Origin of the sequence: Arthrobacter zhaoxinii, assembly GCF_025244925.1 — a bacterium.
GTDB lineage: Bacteria > Actinomycetota > Actinomycetes > Actinomycetales > Micrococcaceae > Arthrobacter_B > Arthrobacter_B zhaoxinii.
The window spans coordinates 1,460,025-1,476,689 of record NZ_CP104275.1 but is presented as its reverse complement, the minus strand read 5'-3'; the positions used below and the strand labels follow the sequence as shown (position 1 = coordinate 1,476,689).

The following is a 16,665-nucleotide window of genomic DNA, read 5'->3' as shown; positions in this document are numbered from 1 at the left end:
ACTTCCCATGAGCCCGTCGGAACGGCTCCCGCACCTGAAAGTTGCAGCCATGTCTCTTCACGCGTTCCCTCCGCCCTCCCGCACCTCCTTCCCTGCACCGGCACCGGGCAGCAATCCCGTGGATTCCGAGGCATGGCAGGCGCTGAAGCAGGCAGCCACCGATCTGCAGCCGCTGCAGAACAAGAACGGATCCGTGAATTCCGAGCATCACGCCGAGGCAGGAGAGCTGATCGGAACCATCACTGCCGCCGTTACGGCACTGGTTCCGGTTTTCGAGCACGACGCCGGGTATCTCCGCCTGGTGGTGCAGGACTTCGAGCGCTGGGTGGCCGGCGGCTTGGACAACGAACCTGATTTCCTCGATTCCCTGCTGGCCTTCTCCCCTCAGCAGCATCGTGTCAACGGCCTGGCGCACCTCGTCGTCTTCCCCATGTACACGCAGAACGGCTCCACCTCACGCCTGGTGGAAGCAGTGCTGATCGAGGTCATCTGGCCCGAGTTCGTTGCCGAGCTGGAGGCAGGCGAATACTCCAACGGCCTCTTCGTACCGATCCGTTTCCTGGACTTCACCCCCGGCTATGACACCAACTCCGCCGTGCTCTTCCCGGAAACCGTTGCAGTCCGCGCAACGCCCGCCTTCACCTGGGGTGCCATCTTCGCCGACCGCGAGGCAGCCCGCTTCCGGAAGGTCCTGGCAGCCGCCGCGGACACCACGTCCCTTCAGCTGCCGGCCGAAGCCGCGGAACTCCTGCAGGACCAGAAGCTTGCCGAGGAAACCTTCATCATGTGGGACCTCATTCACGACCGCACCCACATGCGCGGCGACCTCCCCTTCGATCCGTTCATGATCAAGCAGCGCATGCCCTACTTCCTCTACTCGCTGGAAGAACTGCGCTGCGACCTCACCGCGTTCCGCGAGGCTGTGAAAATCCAGCGCGACGAGGACGCCCCGGAGGACACCCGGCGGCATGCACGCCTGGTGCAGTACGCAGTGATCTTCGACCGCATCTTCCGCTTCGCCATCACCGGCAGCCGGGTACGCAACTATGACGGGCTCGGCGGCCAGCTGCTCTTCGCCTGGATGCACCAGAACCATGTCCTGCACTGGACCGACGGGAAACTGAGCATCGACTGGGAAGAGACCGCCGACGTCGTCGTCCGCCTTGGTGCGGAAATCGAGGAACTCTACTGGCGCTCCATCGACCGGCCCAAGACGGCGCACTGGCTGGCCGCGTACGACCTGGTGGCAGGGACGCTGACGCCCAACCCTGCATCGGTTTGGGCCCAGGGGCCCAAGGCCCTGCCGTTGGACGGGCCGCCGCGCGGACTCACCGACCAGGTGCTCGACGACGAATTCCCGCTGTCCATGTTCTACGAAGCCCTGTCCAAGAAGATGGCCCCGGTGATCGAATCCACCGCCGGAATCACGGGAAGCACCGCCGAATGAGCACTGAGCCCGGCGCGCCCGCGGGTGCAGCCCCGCTGACGGGGCGGACCGTCCTGGTGGCCGGAGCGGGCAGCGCCTCCGGCACCGCCGTCTGCCGGGCGCTGGAATCGGCCGGCGCCAAAGTGGTGGCTGTCGGCCGCGACGCCGCACGCTTGGCAAACACGTTGGCCGGCGACGCCGATCGGCGCACCTGCGATCTCGGCGACTCCGGGGAGGTGGCGGCCCTGGCGGCCGACCTGCGGGAAACCTACGGCGGCATCGACGGGCTGATCCACCTGGTGGGCGGCTGGCGGGCCGGTACGGATATCGGCTCCCAGAGCGAGCAGGACTGGGACTTCCTGGAAACCAACATCCTGCGTACGCTCCGCAACGTCAGCCGCAGCTTCTATGACCAGCTCGCGGCCTCCCCGGTCGGACGCCTGGCGATCGTCTCCTCCACGGCGGTGGACTCCCCCACCGCTGCCGGCGCCGGCTACGCAGCCGCCAAGGCCGCTGCGGAAGCCTGGGTCCGGGCCGTCGCCGCGGGGTTCCAGGGCAGCCAGTCGGGACGGAAGGAAAACCCCGCACCGCAGCACTCGGCCGCCGTCGTCTTCGTGGTCAAGGCCCTGGTGGACTCCGCGCAGCGCGCCGCCGCCCCGGACCGCAGGTTCCCCGGCTACACCGACGTGGAGGACCTGGCCGACGCCGTCGTCCGGCTCTTCCAGCAGGATGCCGCAGAGGTCAACGGGCAGCGGATTCGCCTCGTACCGTCGAAGTGACCTGAACTACATCAAGGTAAGAGATACTAGGACCGTGACTGACATACTCCCCCTGCACGACACCGCAATTAAGGCTTTTGCTTCCGACAACTACTCCGGTGTCCATCCGGAAATCCTCGCGGCGCTCACCGCCGCGAATCAGGGCCACCAGGTGGCCTACGGCGAAGATGTGTACACCGCGAAGCTGCGCGAGGTCCTGACCGACCAGTTCGGAAACCATATCCGTGCGTTCCCGGTCTTCAACGGCACCGGCGCCAACGTCACCGCCCTGCAGGCCCTGCTGCCCCGCTGGGGTGCGGTCATCTGCCCGACGACGGCGCACATCAACGTGGACGAGAACGGCGCCCCGGAGCGCATCGGCGGCATGAAGCTGTTGGGCATCCCGACCGACGACGGCAAGCTCACTCCCGAGCTGATCGACCGCGAGGCGTGGGGCTGGGGCGACGAGCACCGCGCCCAGCCGCTGGCCGTGTCCATCACCCAGTCCACCGAACTCGGCACGCTGTACACGGTGGAGGAAATCGCCGCGATCGCGGACCACATCCACGCCCGCGGGATGAAGCTGCACATGGACGGCGCCCGGCTGGGCAACGCCGCCGCCGCCCTCGGAGTGTCCTTCAAGGAGATGACCGCCGATGCCGGCGTGGACATCCTTTCCCTGGGCGGCACCAAGAACGGGATGATGTACGGCGAATGCATCATCACCTTTGACCCCGAGGCCTCCCCCGGCCTGGACTACCTGCGCAAGATGAACATGCAGCTGGCCTCCAAGATGCGCTTCATCTCTGCCCAGTTCGTCACCCTGTACGGCACTGATCTGTGGCACCGCTCTGCCTCGCACGCCAATGCCATGGCCAGCCGGCTGCGCGCCGCCGTCGAGCAGATCGACGGCGTGGAGATCACCCAGCCCAGCCAGGTCAACGCTGTCTTCGCCAAGCTGCCCGCCGGCGTTGCCGACCGGCTGCGCGGCGACTTCCGTTTCTATGACTGGGACCAGTCAACCGGCGAGGTCCGCTGGATGTGCACCTTCGATACGTCCGAGGATGATGTCGATGCCTTTGCTGCGGCAATCGCCCGTGAAGTTGCTGCCGATCCGGCACCGCTGGCCTCACGCTAAAGCCGATGTTGCCTGCCGTCCGCCCGCTTCAGCGGAACGGACGGCAGGTAACGAAACGGCCACAGCGGCGAGCCTGCCCGCTCCCGGGCCTTCCCCTGCCCGTAGTCTGCGGAGGTGAGTGCAATAGGTGACCTGTCCCAGGTGCCCCCGGATTTCCTGACTGCCCTCGGCGCCCTGCGCCGGGCGGCCTGCCGGGCCGAGTTGAAGCTGGAAGAGATCCCGGCGCCCACCCGGCTGGCTCCCTACGCAGTCTCCCTCGGTGCGGAGGTGCTGACTCCCGGACCCGTCGGGCCCGGCAGCCTGCACGACCCGGGCGTCCCGCTGGTCCCCGACCAGCTGGAGCTGGCCACCGGCCGCTTCATCCTTCTCCACGATCCCGCCGGTTCGCCCGTGTGGAACGGGACGTTCCGCATTGTCACGTATATCCGCGCTGAGCTGGAACCGGACATGGGCAACGACCAGCTTCTCGGATCGGTGGCCTGGACCTGGCTGGTGGAGGCACTGGAGCAGCACGGTGCCCGCTATTCCATGGCCGGCGGAACCGCCACCCGGGTGCTCTCGGAAAGTTACGGAACGCTTGAGCGCCGGGATGATTCAATCGACATCGAGCTCCGGGCTTCCTGGACCCCCGCCGACGCCGATGTTCAGTCCCATTTGGAAGCATGGTCGGACATGGTGTGTACCTTCGCCGGACTGCCGCCGCTGCCGTATGGTGTCACTCCCCTTCCCGGCCGGCGCAGGAGCTAGCCGCGGACGGACGGGTCGTTCGGCCCGCCGCTGCACGCTGTCCGGCGCTGTCCGCGGCCGCTGTCTTCCTCGGTAGAATGGAATCCTTATGACCGCGCACATACCCGGCAAGACCGAAAACCAGTCCAGCACCACACCTGCCGAAGCCGGGGAACTGCCCGATCCGCAGCCGATACCGGTCCTGGAGACACCCCGGGACGGTGTGCCGCTGGTCATTGACTCCCCCCGCGGCTTGGAACGTGCCGCCGCCGCGCTGGCCGCCGGCACCGGGCCCGCTGCCGTCGACGCTGAACGCGCCTCCGGGTTCCGCTACGGCCAGCGTGCCATGCTGGTCCAGATCCGGCGCGAAGGTGCGGGCACGTGGCTGATTGACCCCGAGGCCTTCGATGACCTGCGGATCATCAACGAGGCCCTGAGCGGCGTTGAATGGATCCTGCACGCCGCCACCCAGGACCTGCCCTGCCTGTCGGCGCTGGGTATGTGGCCCGACAAGCTCTTCGACACTGAACTTGCCGCCCGCCTCGCCGGCTTCCCGCGCGTGGGCCTGGCCGCCGTCATCGAAAGCCTGCTCGGCTTCTCGCTGGCCAAGGAACATTCGGCTGCCGACTGGTCCACCCGCCCGCTGCCCGAACCATGGCTGCGCTACGCCGCGCTCGACGTCGAAGTCCTTACCGAGCTGCGCGTGGAACTGATCCGGGTGCTTGAGGAAGCCGGGAAGCTGGAACTGGCGGAGGAGGAATTCGAAGCCATCCGTACCGCGCCGCCGGCACCTCCGCGGGTGGACCCGTGGCGCCGTACCTCCGGGATGCACCAGCTTCGGGACCGCCGCCAGTTGGCCGCCGTCCGCGAGCTCTGGACCGAACGCGAGCACCTGGCCGAGCTGCGGGACACTGCACCCGGTCGCCTGATTCCGGATTCGGCCATTGTCGCCGCCGCCCGGGCCATGCCCACCACGGTTCCGCAGCTGCTCAAGACCCCAGGCTTCCACGGCCGGGCCGCGCAGAAGGAGGCGCCGCGCTGGCTGCGCTGCATTTCCGCGGCGCGCTCCACTGCGGATCTTCCCCCGCTCCACATTCCGACCCATGCCCCGCCGCCTCCGCGCGTCTGGGCCAAGAATGATCCGGCTGCCGCCGCCCGCCTGCAGACCGCCAAGCCGCGGCTGACCGCCCTGGCGGAGAAGCTGAACCTGCCGCTGGAGAACCTGCTCACGCCGGATCATCTGCGGCGGGTTGCCTGGCGTCCGCCGACGGAAATCAACCTGGAAACCGTCGGCGCCGCGCTGCGCGAGCTGGGTGCCCGGGAGTGGCAGATCCGGGAAACCGCCGCGGTCCTGACCGTGGCCTTCCTCGATCCTGATCCGCTGGAGGAAAAGCCGGCAGAAGACAAAGCCGGCGGGGAGCAACCTTCCAGGGGCCGGCGCCGCTAACCGCGCAGAGCCGCAGCCACTCATTGACAGCGGGCCGGCTGCCTGCTGGGATCGGCCCGTGCCCAGTCGAAATGCTCTCCTTACCTTCGCAGTCCACGGGCTGATTTTTGCCGTGTTGTTCGGAGCTTTCGTGGAACCAGGCCTCCCGTTCCTGACGGAAAGGTACTGGTTCATTCCGTTGCAGTTCCTGGTCTTCGTGCTGGCGCTCCGTGCCGGCACCCGGCGGTCGAAGGCACGTTTCCGGGAACGCTGCGAGTTCGCCTGCCTGCTTCGGGAAGTACCGGGCGGAGGCGCCGGGCTCTCCGGCCGCTGGAAAAGCGCCACGGTCATCCCCTATCACCATCGATTGAGCATCACAGGTCATGCGGCGGACCGGCCACCGGCCTCCCACCTGACGTGGGATGAACCCATCGAGGAGGGCCTGGTGCAGTTGGAGAATCCGGTCGAGGTGTCCCGGCGTGATCCTTCCCTGCCGGAGGTGCTCCGGTTCGGATTCGCATACCCGGTTGCGCGGTACTCCGCCGACGGAGCGGTAGTGGAAATAGCTGCACCGTCGAGGTACCTGGATGCTGCCCGTGCCGTCGTGCACGGGACGGTACCGGCGGCTAGGCCTTAGCTGCCGGCTGCCCCAGGTCGAGTCCAAGCACCAGCGCATCCGCGGTCTCCCCGCGCGGATCGATTCCGAATCCCAGCCGCCGATACGCCCGCAGGGCTACCGTGTTCCCTTTGGTGACCCGCAGCCCTGCGGTCCCGGCACCCCCGGCGCGCGCCCGTTCCAGGACCAGCCGCATCAGCTGCTGCGAAAGGCCCCGCCCGCGGAGCAGCGGATCAACGATGACCCGGGCAATATGCGCGTGTCCGCCCCGCAGGCAAAGTTCCGCGTGTCCCAGCACCTGCCCGGAACCAGGCGCGGCATCCATCACCCATGCGGTAAGTCCGGGCACGGCCGCCAGTTCCTCGAACTGGCCCCTCGTCGGCGGCCATGCCATCCGCGGGCCGGTAAACATCAAAAGCGCGGCTTCGTCGGGGATCCAGCTGATCACGGTGTCGACGTCGGAGCCGCAACGTCTGCGGAGGGATGGCAGTTCGGACATGCATGCATTATCGTCCGCTACGGCACCTCGAAGTGCCGTCCTTCCGGAAAGAGGGTTCGCTATGCACGAAACACCGTCCACGGTGTACCGCACGCACATTGCCGCTTCCCCGGCCCGTCTCTGGGCGGAGCTGACGGCCGTTGATGTCCCCCGGCCCTGGATGTGGGACTCCGTCCTGTCCGGCTCAGTGACCGAAGGCAGTTCCTATGCCTTCCGCATCACCGGTGAGGACCAGATCACCGGAACGGTACTGGCGGTTGAAGCGCCGGTACGCCTGACCCTCACCTTCAACCCGCAGTGGGATGGAACGGTGGCCCGCGAAGCTCCCGGGGTCCTGGAATACTTCTTGGAGCAGGCCGGAGACGGGTGCGACCTCACCGTCAGTATCAGCGGGCTGCACGGGGCCTCCGCCATTTCGGTGGACCACGACACGCCGGGTATCTACGCGGGCCTGAAGACCCTCCTGGAAGCATTTCCGGTGGCCTGATGCGCGGAGGCCGAGAGGGGGTTGGGGCGGCTGCCCCGTGAATGCAACAATGGCGCATGCCTCTTCTGACCCCCACCCCGGACACGCTCCAGGCGGGGAGGTTCACCCTTCGCATCCTGACGGCAGCGGACTGGCGCCTGGAGCAGGCTCTGTCGAGGGACGACGACGTCATCCGCTGGACGCTGTTCCCGCCGGACCTCAGCGACGACCGCGCCCGCTACCGTATGAACCGTGCGGCGGAAGCTCGCGGCGAGAGCCTCCTGGCCCGGTACTCGCTGCGCGAGGGCGAAGAGGTATTGGGGACAGCAGGAATCTCCTCCACCAGGGACGGCACGCCGGAACTCATGTACGCGCTGTTGCCCTTCGGGCGCGGCCGCGGGGCCGCCACTGCCGCGACGCGCGTACTCAGCGACTGGGCCTTAGACAGCGGTTTTCCCGAGGTCGCACTGCGCACCATTTACGGAAACAGCCTGAGCGAGGCGGTTGCCCGGCGCGCCGGTTTCCATCCCCTGCGGACTGAACGCCAGCGCCAGCGCGGTGTGCTGGTAAAGATGCTTTACTGGACCCGGTCCGCCGCGCCCGGCCTGCCGGTCTAGTCTCCGGTGGAGCCGTCCAGCAGCTCACGCAGAATATCCAGGTGGCCGCAGTGCCGGCCGGTTTCCTCAATCATGTGCACCAGCACCCAGCGCACGCTCTGTCCACCGTTGCCGCCCCGGCAGCGGTCCTCCAGGTCGTACCGCGCCAGCACGTCGCGGGACCGGCGGCAGGCAGCGTCATAGTCGGCCAGCAGCCCGGCCAGGCTGTCTGATTCGGAGACGCGGAACTCGCCGTCCGGGTCCTCTTCTGACCATCGAGTCCGCACTCCCGGCTGCCCGTCCATCCGGCCCTGAAACCAGAACCGCTCGACGTCGGTCAAGTGCTGAACGAGTCCGGAGACCGTGGTCAGGGAGGGCAGCAGCTGCTTGGCGCCGTCGGCGTCGCTGAGTCCTGCCGCCTTCAGATGCACCGTGGCCCGGAAGTAGTCCAGGAAACCGGTCAGGGTCTCCCGTTCTCCGGCCGCCTCGGGCGGCTCTACTCGAGTGTCTGTTTGCATGCGGCTAATCTAACCGCCAGCGAACGGGAATCCGCGGCACGGCACGCATCCGGCATCGGGGCCCTGACGCAGCAGCCCGTTTAGGCTGGGCCGATGATCGAATATTCCTACGCCGCTGCCGGCGAGCTTTCCGTCTCCGATGTCGTGGACCTCTACTCGGCTGTGGGCTGGACCGCCTACACCGATGACCCGCAGAGGCTGCTGCAGGCGCTGTCGGGTTCTTCGACGGTCGCGGTGGCGCGCGAAGACGGACGGCTGATTGGACTGGCACGGGTTATTTCCGACGGCCACACCATCTGCTACCTGCAGGACATCCTGGTTCATCCCGGGTTCCAGCGGTCCGGCATCGGCGGGGCGCTGGTATCCGCGGCACTGCGGCCCTATCCCGCCGTGCGCCAGAAGGTGCTGCTCACGGATGATGAATCCGGGCAGAAGGCTTTCTACGAGGCGCTCGGGTTCACCCAGTCGACGGCGTTTCCCGCCGGGCCGATGAACGCCTTCGTCCGGTTCGACTAGGCCGCCGGAGAGGCGGCGGCGACTTGCCCGCGGGGCCAGCCCGCGGGGGCGTCAAAACGCCGTGTTTGCTTTCACCATGGAAGGCGCTATCGTAGATGCTGGTTCAGACGCGGGCCTTGGTTTCCTCTCTAAGGACACATATGCCCCCGCGCCCCATTATCTCCGTGGATATCTTCCCGGATTTCTCTGCCATGACGGACAGTACCCTTGAGTCCCTGTGTGATCAGGTGTTCACCCAGCTTGAAGACGGCCCCATCGTTGAAGGGCTCTTCGCGTTCTATCTTTCCATCCAGACGGAAATTGAAGACCGGCAGTCCGCTGCGGCTGATACGATGACCGCTTCGGATGTGCAGGAGCAGAGCGCGGCCCCGATCCCCGCCTGAGCACAAACGCTGCCGGAGCACCACCGGGACAAACGGCAGTCCCAGGCAAAAACGGCCCCTGACACAAAGCGTCCCGGCACCCGTCGCGTACTACGCGTCGAGTGCCGGGACGGCTTAGTTAAAGGTGCGGGTCTAGCGGCGGACCTGGTTACCCTTACCGCGGCCGGCAATACCTTCGGCAACGCCGATCAGCAGGACCGCGGCGATAACGGCGACAATGAATCCAATGACATTGAGCTCTCCGATGTCACCGGTGCCCAGCAGGCTGGCAATCACTCCGCCGATCACGGAGCCGACCAAGCCCAGCAGCAGGGTCGCAACCATGCCCAGGTTCTGGCGGCCCGGCTTGATCAGCCGCGCAAGGGCTCCGATAATAAGCCCTGCAATGATGAATCCGATGATTCCCATGGTTCTGGTCCCTTCGTAGCGGTGCACGCTGCGGGTACTCCCGCAATTCGTTCTGCCATCAATCCTAGACAAGACGCGCCGGATTTCCTAAGCGTACTGTCTATTTCGGCCCGGGACCGCCGGGATCACCGGCCGGTCCGGTCCGGTCATCCCGGCATAGCGCACTGCCGCCGGCCCTTGGGCTGCTATTCGAAGACAGGCACGCCGCTGCGTACCAGACGCCAGTTGTTCTCGGCGAAGTCCGCCGGATCCACCGCTCCCTGGGCCACTACGTAGTCAATGAGCAGCTGGCGGATTTCCGTCTGCTGGTTGACCAGCACCGGCGCACTCGAGATGTGCGGGAAGTTGCCGCCGCCGGACTGCCGGTAGTTGTTGGTTGCCACGGCAAACCGCTGGGCCGGATCCACCGGAGCACCGTTGAAGCTCAGGTTGACGATGCGCTCCCCCACCGGGCGGCTGATGTCGATGTCATAGTCGACGCCGGACATCATGTCGTAGTTGTAGTCGGGGGTGCCGTTGGCGTTGGTCAGCGTGGCCGGATCCACCGGGGCGCCGGGGGCGGTCTGCGCGAAGTACTTCGCCGAGTACTCCAGGTACTCCTTCACCTGTGCACCCGTCATTTCCACGCCGAAGAGGGTGTTCGGGAAAACGTACAGTCCGGCCAGATCGCGGATGGTCACCGGACCGGCGGGGATTTCCGCAGTGCGGCTGAAGGGCGCCACCAGCGAGAGCACCGGAAGGTCGGCGTTAGGGCCGCCGTCGAGCGCCCGGTCCACGGCAGAGGCCTGGACGTGATTCACGAAGTCCATGACGGCGGTGTCACGGTACCGGGACTCCTCTGCGGGCATTGACTCGGTGGCGGTGCCGACCGGGGTATTGACGTAATCGATGACCCGCTGGTGCTGTTCGGCAACCAATTTGGAGACCACAGGGTCCGCCTCGACGGTGTTCGCATTCAACAGCGACGCCGACGCCGACGTCACGTCCCACTGGCCGCGGGTCTTGGTCAGTTCAAAATCCATGACGGACAGGCGCATGCCCCAGTTCAACGGCTCGGTCAGCAGGACCTGCTCGCCGGTGGTTTTGTTGGTCACGAAGCGTTCCGGGATTTCCTGGTGGGCATGCCCCACCAGGACTGCGTCGATGCCGGGCACGGTTTCCGCCAGCTGGGTGGAGGCGTTCTCCAGGGGCAGCTCGTCCCCGTAGGACGAGGTTCCCGAGGTGCCGGAGTGCGAGCTGACCACCACGACGTCGGCGCCGCGGGCCTTCATTTCCGGCACATACTTCTGTGCCTGCTCCACGATGCCGGGGAATTCGAGCTTCCCGTCAACATTGTTCTTGTCCCAGATGGCTACGCCGGGATTGGTGAGGCCCAGGATTCCCACCTTTACGGGTTTGTTGCCCTTGGTCGCGACGGTCTTGATGATGTACGGGGTAAAGGCCGGCTTGTCCGTTGCGGAGTCCACGGCGTTGGCCCCGAGCAGCGGGAAGTTCAGCTGGGACTCGAATTTCCGCAGCATTTCGAGGCCGTAGTTGAATTCGTGGTTACCCAGCGCAGCGGCGTCGTAGTCCATGGAATTCATGGCCGCGGCCATGGGATGGATTTCCCCTGTTTCGGTGATCGGCTCCGTGTTGGCGAAGTAATCGGTCAGGGACGTGCCCTGAATGGTGTCGCCGGCGTCGATCAGCATGGTGGATTCCGGTCCCCGGTCGGCCCGTACCGAATCCACCAGGGTGGAGATCTTCGCCAATCCCACATCGTTGTGCGCGGCGTCGTCATATTCGGCGTCGTTGAAATAGTCCCAGTTCTCGACATAGCCGTGCATGTCCGAGGTTCCCATAACCGTGACGCTGGTTTTCTGGTCCTTGCCGGCATGCTCCGGCGGCGCGGCCGCTGCGGGTGTCATCGACACGAGTGTAACTGCCACGGCTGCGGTGACTGCGGTGGCAGCACCCCGGCGTCGGGCGGATGAATGCATCAATTGCAACAACTCCTCATAGTGCGGAAAATGTGACCTTAGGCACCCTTACAGGGTAAGGGACCGTTTCGGAAGGCCCCGGCGTTCTTTCGCTTCCGCTCTTCGTAATAAAGAAAAAAGGACCGACATGTCGCGTGTCACAGCCGACCGGAAAATGTAGCGTAATCCCACCTCACTCACACGCTGCACTAAGGGGAAGCTTTGAAAATTGACATCAGACACCGGAGACTCCGGTGCGCATTGGTGCTGGCCATCGGCAGCGCCGTTGTCCTCTCCCCGGTGGCGGCCGTTGCCGCCCCCGCCAAGCCTGCGCCGACACCCAGCGGGTTCTCCGGGGCACCGGGGTCGGACAGGAACGCCGCCAAATCCGACGACCGTTCCGATCCGGCAGCCGACGAACGCCGCCAGCTGAACCAGCAGGCCATTGAGAAAGTTGTCCGCGGTGAAGCGCCCGTGCAGGCCCGCGGCGGTTCCAAGTCCGTACAGGTGGCACCGGGCCAGTGGGCCGAGTACGGGTTGGAGGACAGCGACCAGATCCTGTCCTTCCTCATCGGCTTCGGCGACCAGGTGGATCCGCGGTTCCCGGCTGCGCCTGCAGGGCCGCAGCACAACGAGATCCCCCAGCCCAACCGCGCCACGGACAACTCAACGTACTGGGAGCCCGAGTTTGACCGGCAGCACTACCTGGATATGTTCTTCGATCCGCAGGAAGAGTCGCTGAAGACCCTGTATGAGGAAATGTCCAGCGGCCGCTATACGGTCGACGGCGACGTCAGCGACTGGGTCACGGTCCCCTACAACTCCGCCAGCTACGGAGAGACCGAGAGCCAGGAGGACATGACCCGCTTCGTACAGGACGCCGCCGACGCCTGGTACGAGGCGCAGATCGCGGCGGGCAAGAGCCCTGCCGACATTGACGCCTATCTGGCCGGCTTCGACCAGTGGGACCGCTACGACTACAACAACAACGGCAACTTCGATGAACCCGACGGCTACATCGACCATTTCCAGGCCATCCATGCAGGCGAGGGCGAGGAGGCCGGCGCTCCGACGTCGACCATCTGGGCCCACCGCTGGGCAGTAGGCCAGGCCGGCGCCGGCACGCAGGGACCCGCTACCAACCCGTTCGGCGGCATCCGGATCGGCGATTCGAAGGTCTGGATCCGCGACTACACCACGGAACCGGAAAACGGCGGCCTCGGCGTCTTCGCACACGAGTACGCCCATGACCTCGGACTTCCGGATCTCTACGACACCAGCGGCGGCGAAAACAGCACCGGATTCTGGACACTCATGAGTTCCGGTTCCTGGCTGGGCCACGGCAACGGAACAATCGGCACCACACCGAACCACATGGGGGCTTGGGAAAAGCTGCAGCTCGGCTGGCTGGACTACGACACGGCGACAGCCGGTTCAAAGTCCACCCACAAGCTCGGCCCGTCCTTCCACGCAACCAAGAAACAGCAGGCTCTGGTGGTCACTCTGCCCCGGGATGCTGCAGGAAACGGCCGTTACTACATCGCGGAAAACCGGCAGTACGTGGGCTATGACGACACGCTGCGGACCGGCCCGTACAACTTCGGCTGGGGGGTCAGCGCCCCGGACCGGGTGGAGCATTACCCGTACCAGGACGGCCTGCTGATCACGTACTGGAATGCAGGACAGCGGAACAACAACACCCGCCAGCACCCGGGTTCCGGCCTCGTCCTGCCGGTTGACTCGCATCCGCAGACCCTGCGGTGGTCCGACGGCGCCATCGCCCGTAACCGCATCCAGAGTTTCGATGCAACCTTCGGCAAGGAGGCCACGGATCCGATCCTGCTGCACCGGGAAACCGCCACCGGAATGACCACGCTGAGCGCACCGTCCCGCCCCGGCGTGCCGGTGTTCGATGACACCAATCCGAACGCCTACTACGATCCCGCGAATCCGCAGGCGAGCGTGGTGGTGGCCGGAACGGGGACGAAGATTACCGTGGTGAACAGTAATCCGAAGGGCATGATGACGGTGCGGGTGAACTAGCGCTTTTTGCTGGCTCCGGCTCCGGCTCCGGCTCCGGCTCCCTGGGTCGCCTGCGGGGCCTGGCTCCGGCGGCAACGAAATTCCAAGCTCGCAGAGCTCGCTTGGAATATTAAAGCCGCCTCCGCCAGGCCCCTACGGCTACCGCGGTATAGGTCCGGTACCACCGCACAAAAGAAACGGCAGGGCCTCGGTACGCTTCGAGGCCCTGCCGCCTTCGTTAATGCTTCCTCCTTTGACCCTTTGACCCTTCTATAGTTGTCAAGCTTGCCAGCGAGCTGGTTTTGAGGCGTTGAGGGTTCTGAAGATCCGTCGTGCGAGATACGTTTCACGCATCGACAGGACTGCTCGCCAGGTGTCGGTGTTCATCTGGCTGGCCGTCATGACGTGACAGCGATGTGACCGCCGGTCAGTCACGCACGCCAACGGCGGCGTCGTGCAGGACGAAGGTTGCAAACCCCAGCTCGCGTCGTGCGCCGCTCAGCCAGGCGTCGCGATTCTCACGTGCAGCGGCGAATGCCTGGTCACGGTCCTCGGTAGTCCAGGCCTCCCGCACGGCCCAGTCGACGAGCGACCCGGTCCAGCTGAACTGGTAGTCGTCCCACTCGGCCAGCGTGCTGACGTGCCCGTACGACGGCTCGAACCCGTGCTCATGGATGGCCCGCACGAGGCCGGCGAGGTCGGGATAGGCGTCGGCAGAAACCTCAAGCGCTGCCAGCGCAGAAGCCGACGGGACACCCTCCCAGATGCTGTCGCCGATCAGCGCTTGGCCACCGGGGCGCAGGTGCCGCCGGACAGCACCCAGCATGTCCTCCAGCCGCCCGAAGGCGTGGCTCGCACCGACGCACAGCACCACGTCGAAGACCCCGTCGTTCCAGGTGGCGGCATCCGTCTCGATCCAGCGCACCCGGTCGCTCAGTTTCCGCTCGTCGGCACGCCGGGCGGCAGAGGTTGGGACCATTTGGTCGATCCCTACGCCAGTGATTCCGGGGTTGGTGAGTAGCAGCTCCTGCAGCCACTCGCCCTCGCCGCATCCGAGGTCAACGGCGCGGGCGCCGTCGCTTGGGCTCAGCCAGCCGACCAGTTCGCGTAACTGCTCGGGCGCCACCGGCGCCGCGATTGGATGGCGCTGGTGGGCAATGTCGGAGATCTCGGAGCGCTCCATCTCAGCGACGCTACAGGATTCAGCCGAGGCTGAGACACGCCGGAGTGAGGCGCGCGGTTCATGCCTGGTTCTGGACTACCTTGCGCGGATCTGCTCGGACCTACTCTGCCAGCTGGTCCCAGACCGGCCATGGAAATTCTCACCGGCCGTTAAGTCGTTGGCGGGGTTGAGTCTTCCCATTGTTCTTCGCCGTCGGCGTCGAGACGGCCGGTTGGGGTAAGGCCGAGATTGCGGGCCACAGCGGCCGAGGGAAGGTTTTCCGGATGGATGGATGCCGTGATGCGGACCGGTGGGTGCCGGCGGCGCAGCCAGGCGACCATGGCGCGGGCGGCCTCGGTGGCAGCACCCCGGCCCTGGAAAGCCTCGCCCACCACCCATGCCACGTCCGACGTCGGGCCCTCGAGCTCCACGGTCGCCTGGACGAAGCCGATGCTCCGGCCCTGTTCGCGGATAATCCAATTCAGCCAGACCTCTCTTCTATCCGCTGATGTTCCGACGGTTTGGGCCGCGTACCGGGCGGCCAGGATCTCCGCCGTCGGTGCCTGTCCGCCGATATACCGATAGATAGCGGTGCCGGCCAGGACCTGCGCCATTTCCGCCGCATGGTGTACACCCAAGGGTTCAAGCGTTAGGCGATCCGTGGTGATCAGCTCGGCACGAAGGGTACCCGTCATCGCCGGAACCTAGAGAATCCGTTGGAAGAGCAGATGGTCCTGCCACTCCCCCGCAATTCGCAGATAGTCCGGCGCCATACCGATCCGCTCGAATCCGGAGCGGGCCAGGACTTTCTGCGACGCAGGGTTGTCCAGCAGGGTCGCAGCTTGGATCCGATGCAGTCCGAGCTGGCTGCGGGCCAGCTCGACGACGGCTGCTACCGCGGCGGTGCCGATCCCTTGTCCGGCGTAGTCGCTGCCCACCCAGTAGCCCAGATTGGCCGACTGAAAGGGGCCCTGCACTATTCCGGTCAGGGTGATGGTGCCGGCGATCCGTTCGTCCTGGACCAGGACCCAGGGGACCTCGGTACCCGCTGCGTGCTGCACCAGTTTTGCCCGGAGGACTGCGCGCTGGCCTGCCGGGGTATAGAACGTGTCCTCCCGGAGCGGCTCCCAGGGCGCCAGGTAGCTCCGGTTCCGCTGGTAGGCGGCGGCGAGCGCTTCGGCGTCGGACAGGTCTGCCACCCGAAGCCGGATACCGTGCAGCAACTGTGTGTCGGGGAAAGGTTCGCTAAGCACACCCGAAGCCTACCTGTCGTGTCCCGGGTCACTGGGTAAGCCACATCCAGCCGCGCCGCCTGTCCACCCCCGGCAACGGCCGGATGACGGACAGTCCGCCTATCCACGGACCATTGCGGCGACCACGCGGCCAACTCGCAGGTTGGTGTGGCAAGGTGACCCAATGAACAGGACCGAACGGATTCCAGCCTGGCTGCGCCGCACCGGCATCGAGGTGGCCGGCTGGTCCTTGGTTGTCCTGGGCGTCGCCGCACTGGTACTCCCCGGACCGGGACTGCTCATGGTGGTTGCCGGGTTGGCGGTGCTGTCGCTCCGCTACGCCTGGGCCCACCGCTGGCTGCACCCCGTGAAAGCCCGCGCCTTCCGTGCTGCGGCGCTGGGTGTGCAGACCACCCCGCGGATTGTGGGCTCGGTCGTAGGCGGGCTGGCAGTGATAGCCGCCGGCGTGCTCTGGGGTCTCTGGCGGCGGGTGCCGCACTGGTGGCCCCTGCAGGATTCCTGGTGGCTGCCGGGCGGCTGGATCACAGGTACAACCCTGATCGCGTCGGGCTGCATAGGCCTTGCCCTGATTGCCTACAGCTACGTGCGCTTCCGGCATTCCAGCCGACGCTGAGACGCTTCGGGAGCGCCGGCGCACGTCCGACCCGATCCGCCAGTCCGCGTGGGAACGGTTCCGTTCCGGAGCCTAGCCCCGCGTTGCGTTTCCCCGGATCCCTCCGGGACCGGCTAGGGTGCTTTCACTGTACAAAGCACCGCTGCTGCCTACCCGCACAGCCTGCAATCAAAGGAGATTG

At 66.1% G+C, this 16,665-nt stretch carries 19 protein-coding genes; 12 read left to right on the top strand and 7 right to left on the bottom strand.

The annotated features are described in order from the left end of the window. The first annotated feature begins 49 nt into the window (after positions 1-49). The 6 genes from N2K95_RS06825 to N2K95_RS06800 all read left to right on the top strand — a co-directional run bounded on the left by N2K95_RS06825 (position 50) and on the right by N2K95_RS06800 (position 6,111). Positions 50-1,447, top strand: coding sequence for a DUF6421 family protein (locus tag N2K95_RS06825; protein WP_260653450.1), 1,398 nt, complete (start codon positions 50-52; stop codon positions 1,445-1,447). Further along, positions 1,444-2,205 (top strand): SDR family oxidoreductase, encoded by a 762-nt coding sequence (locus N2K95_RS06820; RefSeq protein ID WP_260653449.1) that lies wholly within the window; start codon positions 1,444-1,446, stop codon positions 2,203-2,205. Before N2K95_RS06825 ends, N2K95_RS06820 begins: the two co-directional genes overlap by 4 nt. Before the next feature lie 34 nt (positions 2,206-2,239). Beyond that, positions 2,240-3,322, top strand: a complete 1,083-nt coding sequence (locus N2K95_RS06815) for a threonine aldolase family protein (protein ID WP_260653448.1) — start codon at positions 2,240-2,242, stop codon at positions 3,320-3,322. Between the two features lie 123 nt (positions 3,323-3,445). Further along, positions 3,446-4,069 (top strand): DUF3000 domain-containing protein, encoded by a 624-nt coding sequence (locus N2K95_RS06810; RefSeq protein WP_255792840.1) that lies wholly within the window; start codon positions 3,446-3,448, stop codon positions 4,067-4,069. Between the two features lie 88 nt (positions 4,070-4,157). After that, a complete protein-coding gene (locus tag N2K95_RS06805) occupies positions 4,158-5,495 on the top strand; it encodes an HRDC domain-containing protein (RefSeq protein WP_260653447.1) in 1,338 nt (445 codons plus the stop codon). Positions 5,496-5,553: 58 nt separating this feature from the next. Continuing rightward, on the top strand, positions 5,554-6,111 hold the full coding sequence (locus tag N2K95_RS06800) for a hypothetical protein (RefSeq protein ID WP_260653446.1): 558 nt from the start codon (positions 5,554-5,556) through the stop codon (positions 6,109-6,111). On the opposite strand, the gene N2K95_RS06795 is transcribed toward N2K95_RS06800, so the two are convergent. Next, positions 6,101-6,589, bottom strand: a complete 489-nt coding sequence (locus N2K95_RS06795) for a GNAT family N-acetyltransferase (protein WP_260653445.1) — start codon at positions 6,587-6,589, stop codon at positions 6,101-6,103. The two genes, N2K95_RS06800 and N2K95_RS06795, sit on opposite strands and share 11 nt — an antisense overlap. 61 nt (positions 6,590-6,650) lie before the next feature. Here N2K95_RS06795 and N2K95_RS06790 point away from each other — a divergent pair, with 61 nt between their 5' ends. Continuing rightward, a complete protein-coding gene (locus N2K95_RS06790; RefSeq protein ID WP_260653444.1) occupies positions 6,651-7,076 on the top strand; it encodes an SRPBCC domain-containing protein in 426 nt (141 codons plus the stop codon). A 56-nt stretch (positions 7,077-7,132) separates the two neighbouring features. Further along, entirely contained in the window at positions 7,133-7,672 is a 540-nt protein-coding gene (locus N2K95_RS06785; protein ID WP_260653443.1) for a GNAT family N-acetyltransferase, read from the top strand. Here the strand turns inward: N2K95_RS06785 and N2K95_RS06780 are convergent. Then, the gene (locus tag N2K95_RS06780) at positions 7,669-8,169 is read right to left on the bottom strand and encodes a DinB family protein (RefSeq protein ID WP_260653442.1); all 501 of its coding nucleotides are present in this window, start codon (positions 8,167-8,169) and stop codon (positions 7,669-7,671) included. The genes N2K95_RS06785 and N2K95_RS06780 overlap by 4 nt on opposite strands. A gap of 93 nt (positions 8,170-8,262) precedes the next feature. On the opposite strand from N2K95_RS06780, the gene N2K95_RS06775 reads away from it, so the two are divergent. Continuing rightward, a complete protein-coding gene (locus N2K95_RS06775; RefSeq protein WP_260653441.1) occupies positions 8,263-8,685 on the top strand; it encodes a GNAT family N-acetyltransferase in 423 nt (140 codons plus the stop codon). 140 nt (positions 8,686-8,825) lie between these two features. Beyond that, positions 8,826-9,068: a hypothetical protein gene (locus N2K95_RS06770; protein WP_260653440.1), complete on the top strand. Its 243-nt coding sequence runs from the start codon at positions 8,826-8,828 to the stop codon at positions 9,066-9,068. A 132-nt stretch (positions 9,069-9,200) separates the two neighbouring features. On the opposite strand, the gene N2K95_RS06765 is transcribed toward N2K95_RS06770, so the two are convergent. Together N2K95_RS06765 and N2K95_RS06760 are read right to left on the bottom strand one after the other, a co-directional pair. Next, positions 9,201-9,476: a GlsB/YeaQ/YmgE family stress response membrane protein gene (locus tag N2K95_RS06765; RefSeq protein WP_455423617.1), complete on the bottom strand. Its 276-nt coding sequence runs from the start codon at positions 9,474-9,476 to the stop codon at positions 9,201-9,203. A 185-nt stretch (positions 9,477-9,661) separates the two neighbouring features. Next, complete coding sequence (locus N2K95_RS06760) at positions 9,662-11,383, bottom strand: bifunctional metallophosphatase/5'-nucleotidase (RefSeq protein WP_260653439.1); 1,722 nt, start codon at positions 11,381-11,383, stop codon at positions 9,662-9,664. A gap of 273 nt (positions 11,384-11,656) precedes the next feature. Between N2K95_RS06760 and N2K95_RS06755 the strand changes: the two genes are divergently transcribed. Next, entirely contained in the window at positions 11,657-13,477 is a 1,821-nt protein-coding gene (locus N2K95_RS06755) for an immune inhibitor A (RefSeq protein ID WP_260653438.1), read from the top strand. Positions 13,478-13,883: 406 nt separating this feature from the next. Here the strand turns inward: N2K95_RS06755 and N2K95_RS06750 are convergent, their stop codons facing one another. The 3 genes from N2K95_RS06750 to N2K95_RS06740 form a co-directional block, all read right to left on the bottom strand. Beyond that, entirely contained in the window at positions 13,884-14,639 is a 756-nt protein-coding gene (locus N2K95_RS06750; protein WP_260653437.1) for an SAM-dependent methyltransferase, read from the bottom strand. Between the two features lie 149 nt (positions 14,640-14,788). After that, complete coding sequence (locus tag N2K95_RS06745) at positions 14,789-15,313, bottom strand: GNAT family N-acetyltransferase (RefSeq protein ID WP_260653436.1); 525 nt, start codon at positions 15,311-15,313, stop codon at positions 14,789-14,791. Positions 15,314-15,322: 9 nt separating this feature from the next. Beyond that, a complete protein-coding gene (locus N2K95_RS06740) occupies positions 15,323-15,871 on the bottom strand; it encodes a GNAT family N-acetyltransferase (RefSeq protein WP_255792614.1) in 549 nt (182 codons plus the stop codon). A gap of 163 nt (positions 15,872-16,034) precedes the next feature. Between N2K95_RS06740 and N2K95_RS06735 the strand changes: the two genes are divergently transcribed. Further along, positions 16,035-16,484 carry a PGPGW domain-containing protein gene (locus N2K95_RS06735; protein WP_255792616.1) on the top strand — a complete coding sequence of 150 codons (450 nt, stop codon included), beginning with the start codon at positions 16,035-16,037 and terminating at the stop codon, positions 16,482-16,484. The last annotated feature ends 181 nt before the right edge of the window (positions 16,485-16,665 follow it).

What these genes read in the sequence shown, in the direction of transcription:
- N2K95_RS06790 (WP_260653444.1), top strand. Translation starts at nt 6,651, where the DNA reads ATGCACGAAACACCGTCCACGGTGTACCGCACGCACATTGCCGCTTCC.
- N2K95_RS06760 (WP_260653439.1), bottom strand. Translation starts at nt 11,383, where the DNA reads ATGACACCCGCAGCGGCCGCGCCGCCGGAGCATGCCGGCAAGGACCAG.
- N2K95_RS06805 (WP_260653447.1), top strand. Translation starts at nt 4,158, where the DNA reads ATGACCGCGCACATACCCGGCAAGACCGAAAACCAGTCCAGCACCACA.
- N2K95_RS06820 (WP_260653449.1), top strand. Translation starts at nt 1,444, where the DNA reads ATGAGCACTGAGCCCGGCGCGCCCGCGGGTGCAGCCCCGCTGACGGGG.
- N2K95_RS06765 (WP_455423617.1), bottom strand. Translation starts at nt 9,476, where the DNA reads ATGGGAATCATCGGATTCATCATTGCAGGGCTTATTATCGGAGCCCTT.
- N2K95_RS06745 (WP_260653436.1), bottom strand. Translation starts at nt 15,313, where the DNA reads ATGACGGGTACCCTTCGTGCCGAGCTGATCACCACGGATCGCCTAACG.
- N2K95_RS06775 (WP_260653441.1), top strand. Translation starts at nt 8,263, where the DNA reads ATGATCGAATATTCCTACGCCGCTGCCGGCGAGCTTTCCGTCTCCGAT.
- N2K95_RS06825 (WP_260653450.1), top strand. Translation starts at nt 50, where the DNA reads ATGTCTCTTCACGCGTTCCCTCCGCCCTCCCGCACCTCCTTCCCTGCA.
- N2K95_RS06780 (WP_260653442.1), bottom strand. Translation starts at nt 8,169, where the DNA reads ATGCAAACAGACACTCGAGTAGAGCCGCCCGAGGCGGCCGGAGAACGG.
- N2K95_RS06735 (WP_255792616.1), top strand. Translation starts at nt 16,035, where the DNA reads ATGAACAGGACCGAACGGATTCCAGCCTGGCTGCGCCGCACCGGCATC.
- N2K95_RS06770 (WP_260653440.1), top strand. Translation starts at nt 8,826, where the DNA reads ATGCCCCCGCGCCCCATTATCTCCGTGGATATCTTCCCGGATTTCTCT.
- N2K95_RS06795 (WP_260653445.1), bottom strand. Translation starts at nt 6,589, where the DNA reads ATGTCCGAACTGCCATCCCTCCGCAGACGTTGCGGCTCCGACGTCGAC.
- N2K95_RS06750 (WP_260653437.1), bottom strand. Translation starts at nt 14,639, where the DNA reads ATGGAGCGCTCCGAGATCTCCGACATTGCCCACCAGCGCCATCCAATC.
- N2K95_RS06785 (WP_260653443.1), top strand. Translation starts at nt 7,133, where the DNA reads ATGCCTCTTCTGACCCCCACCCCGGACACGCTCCAGGCGGGGAGGTTC.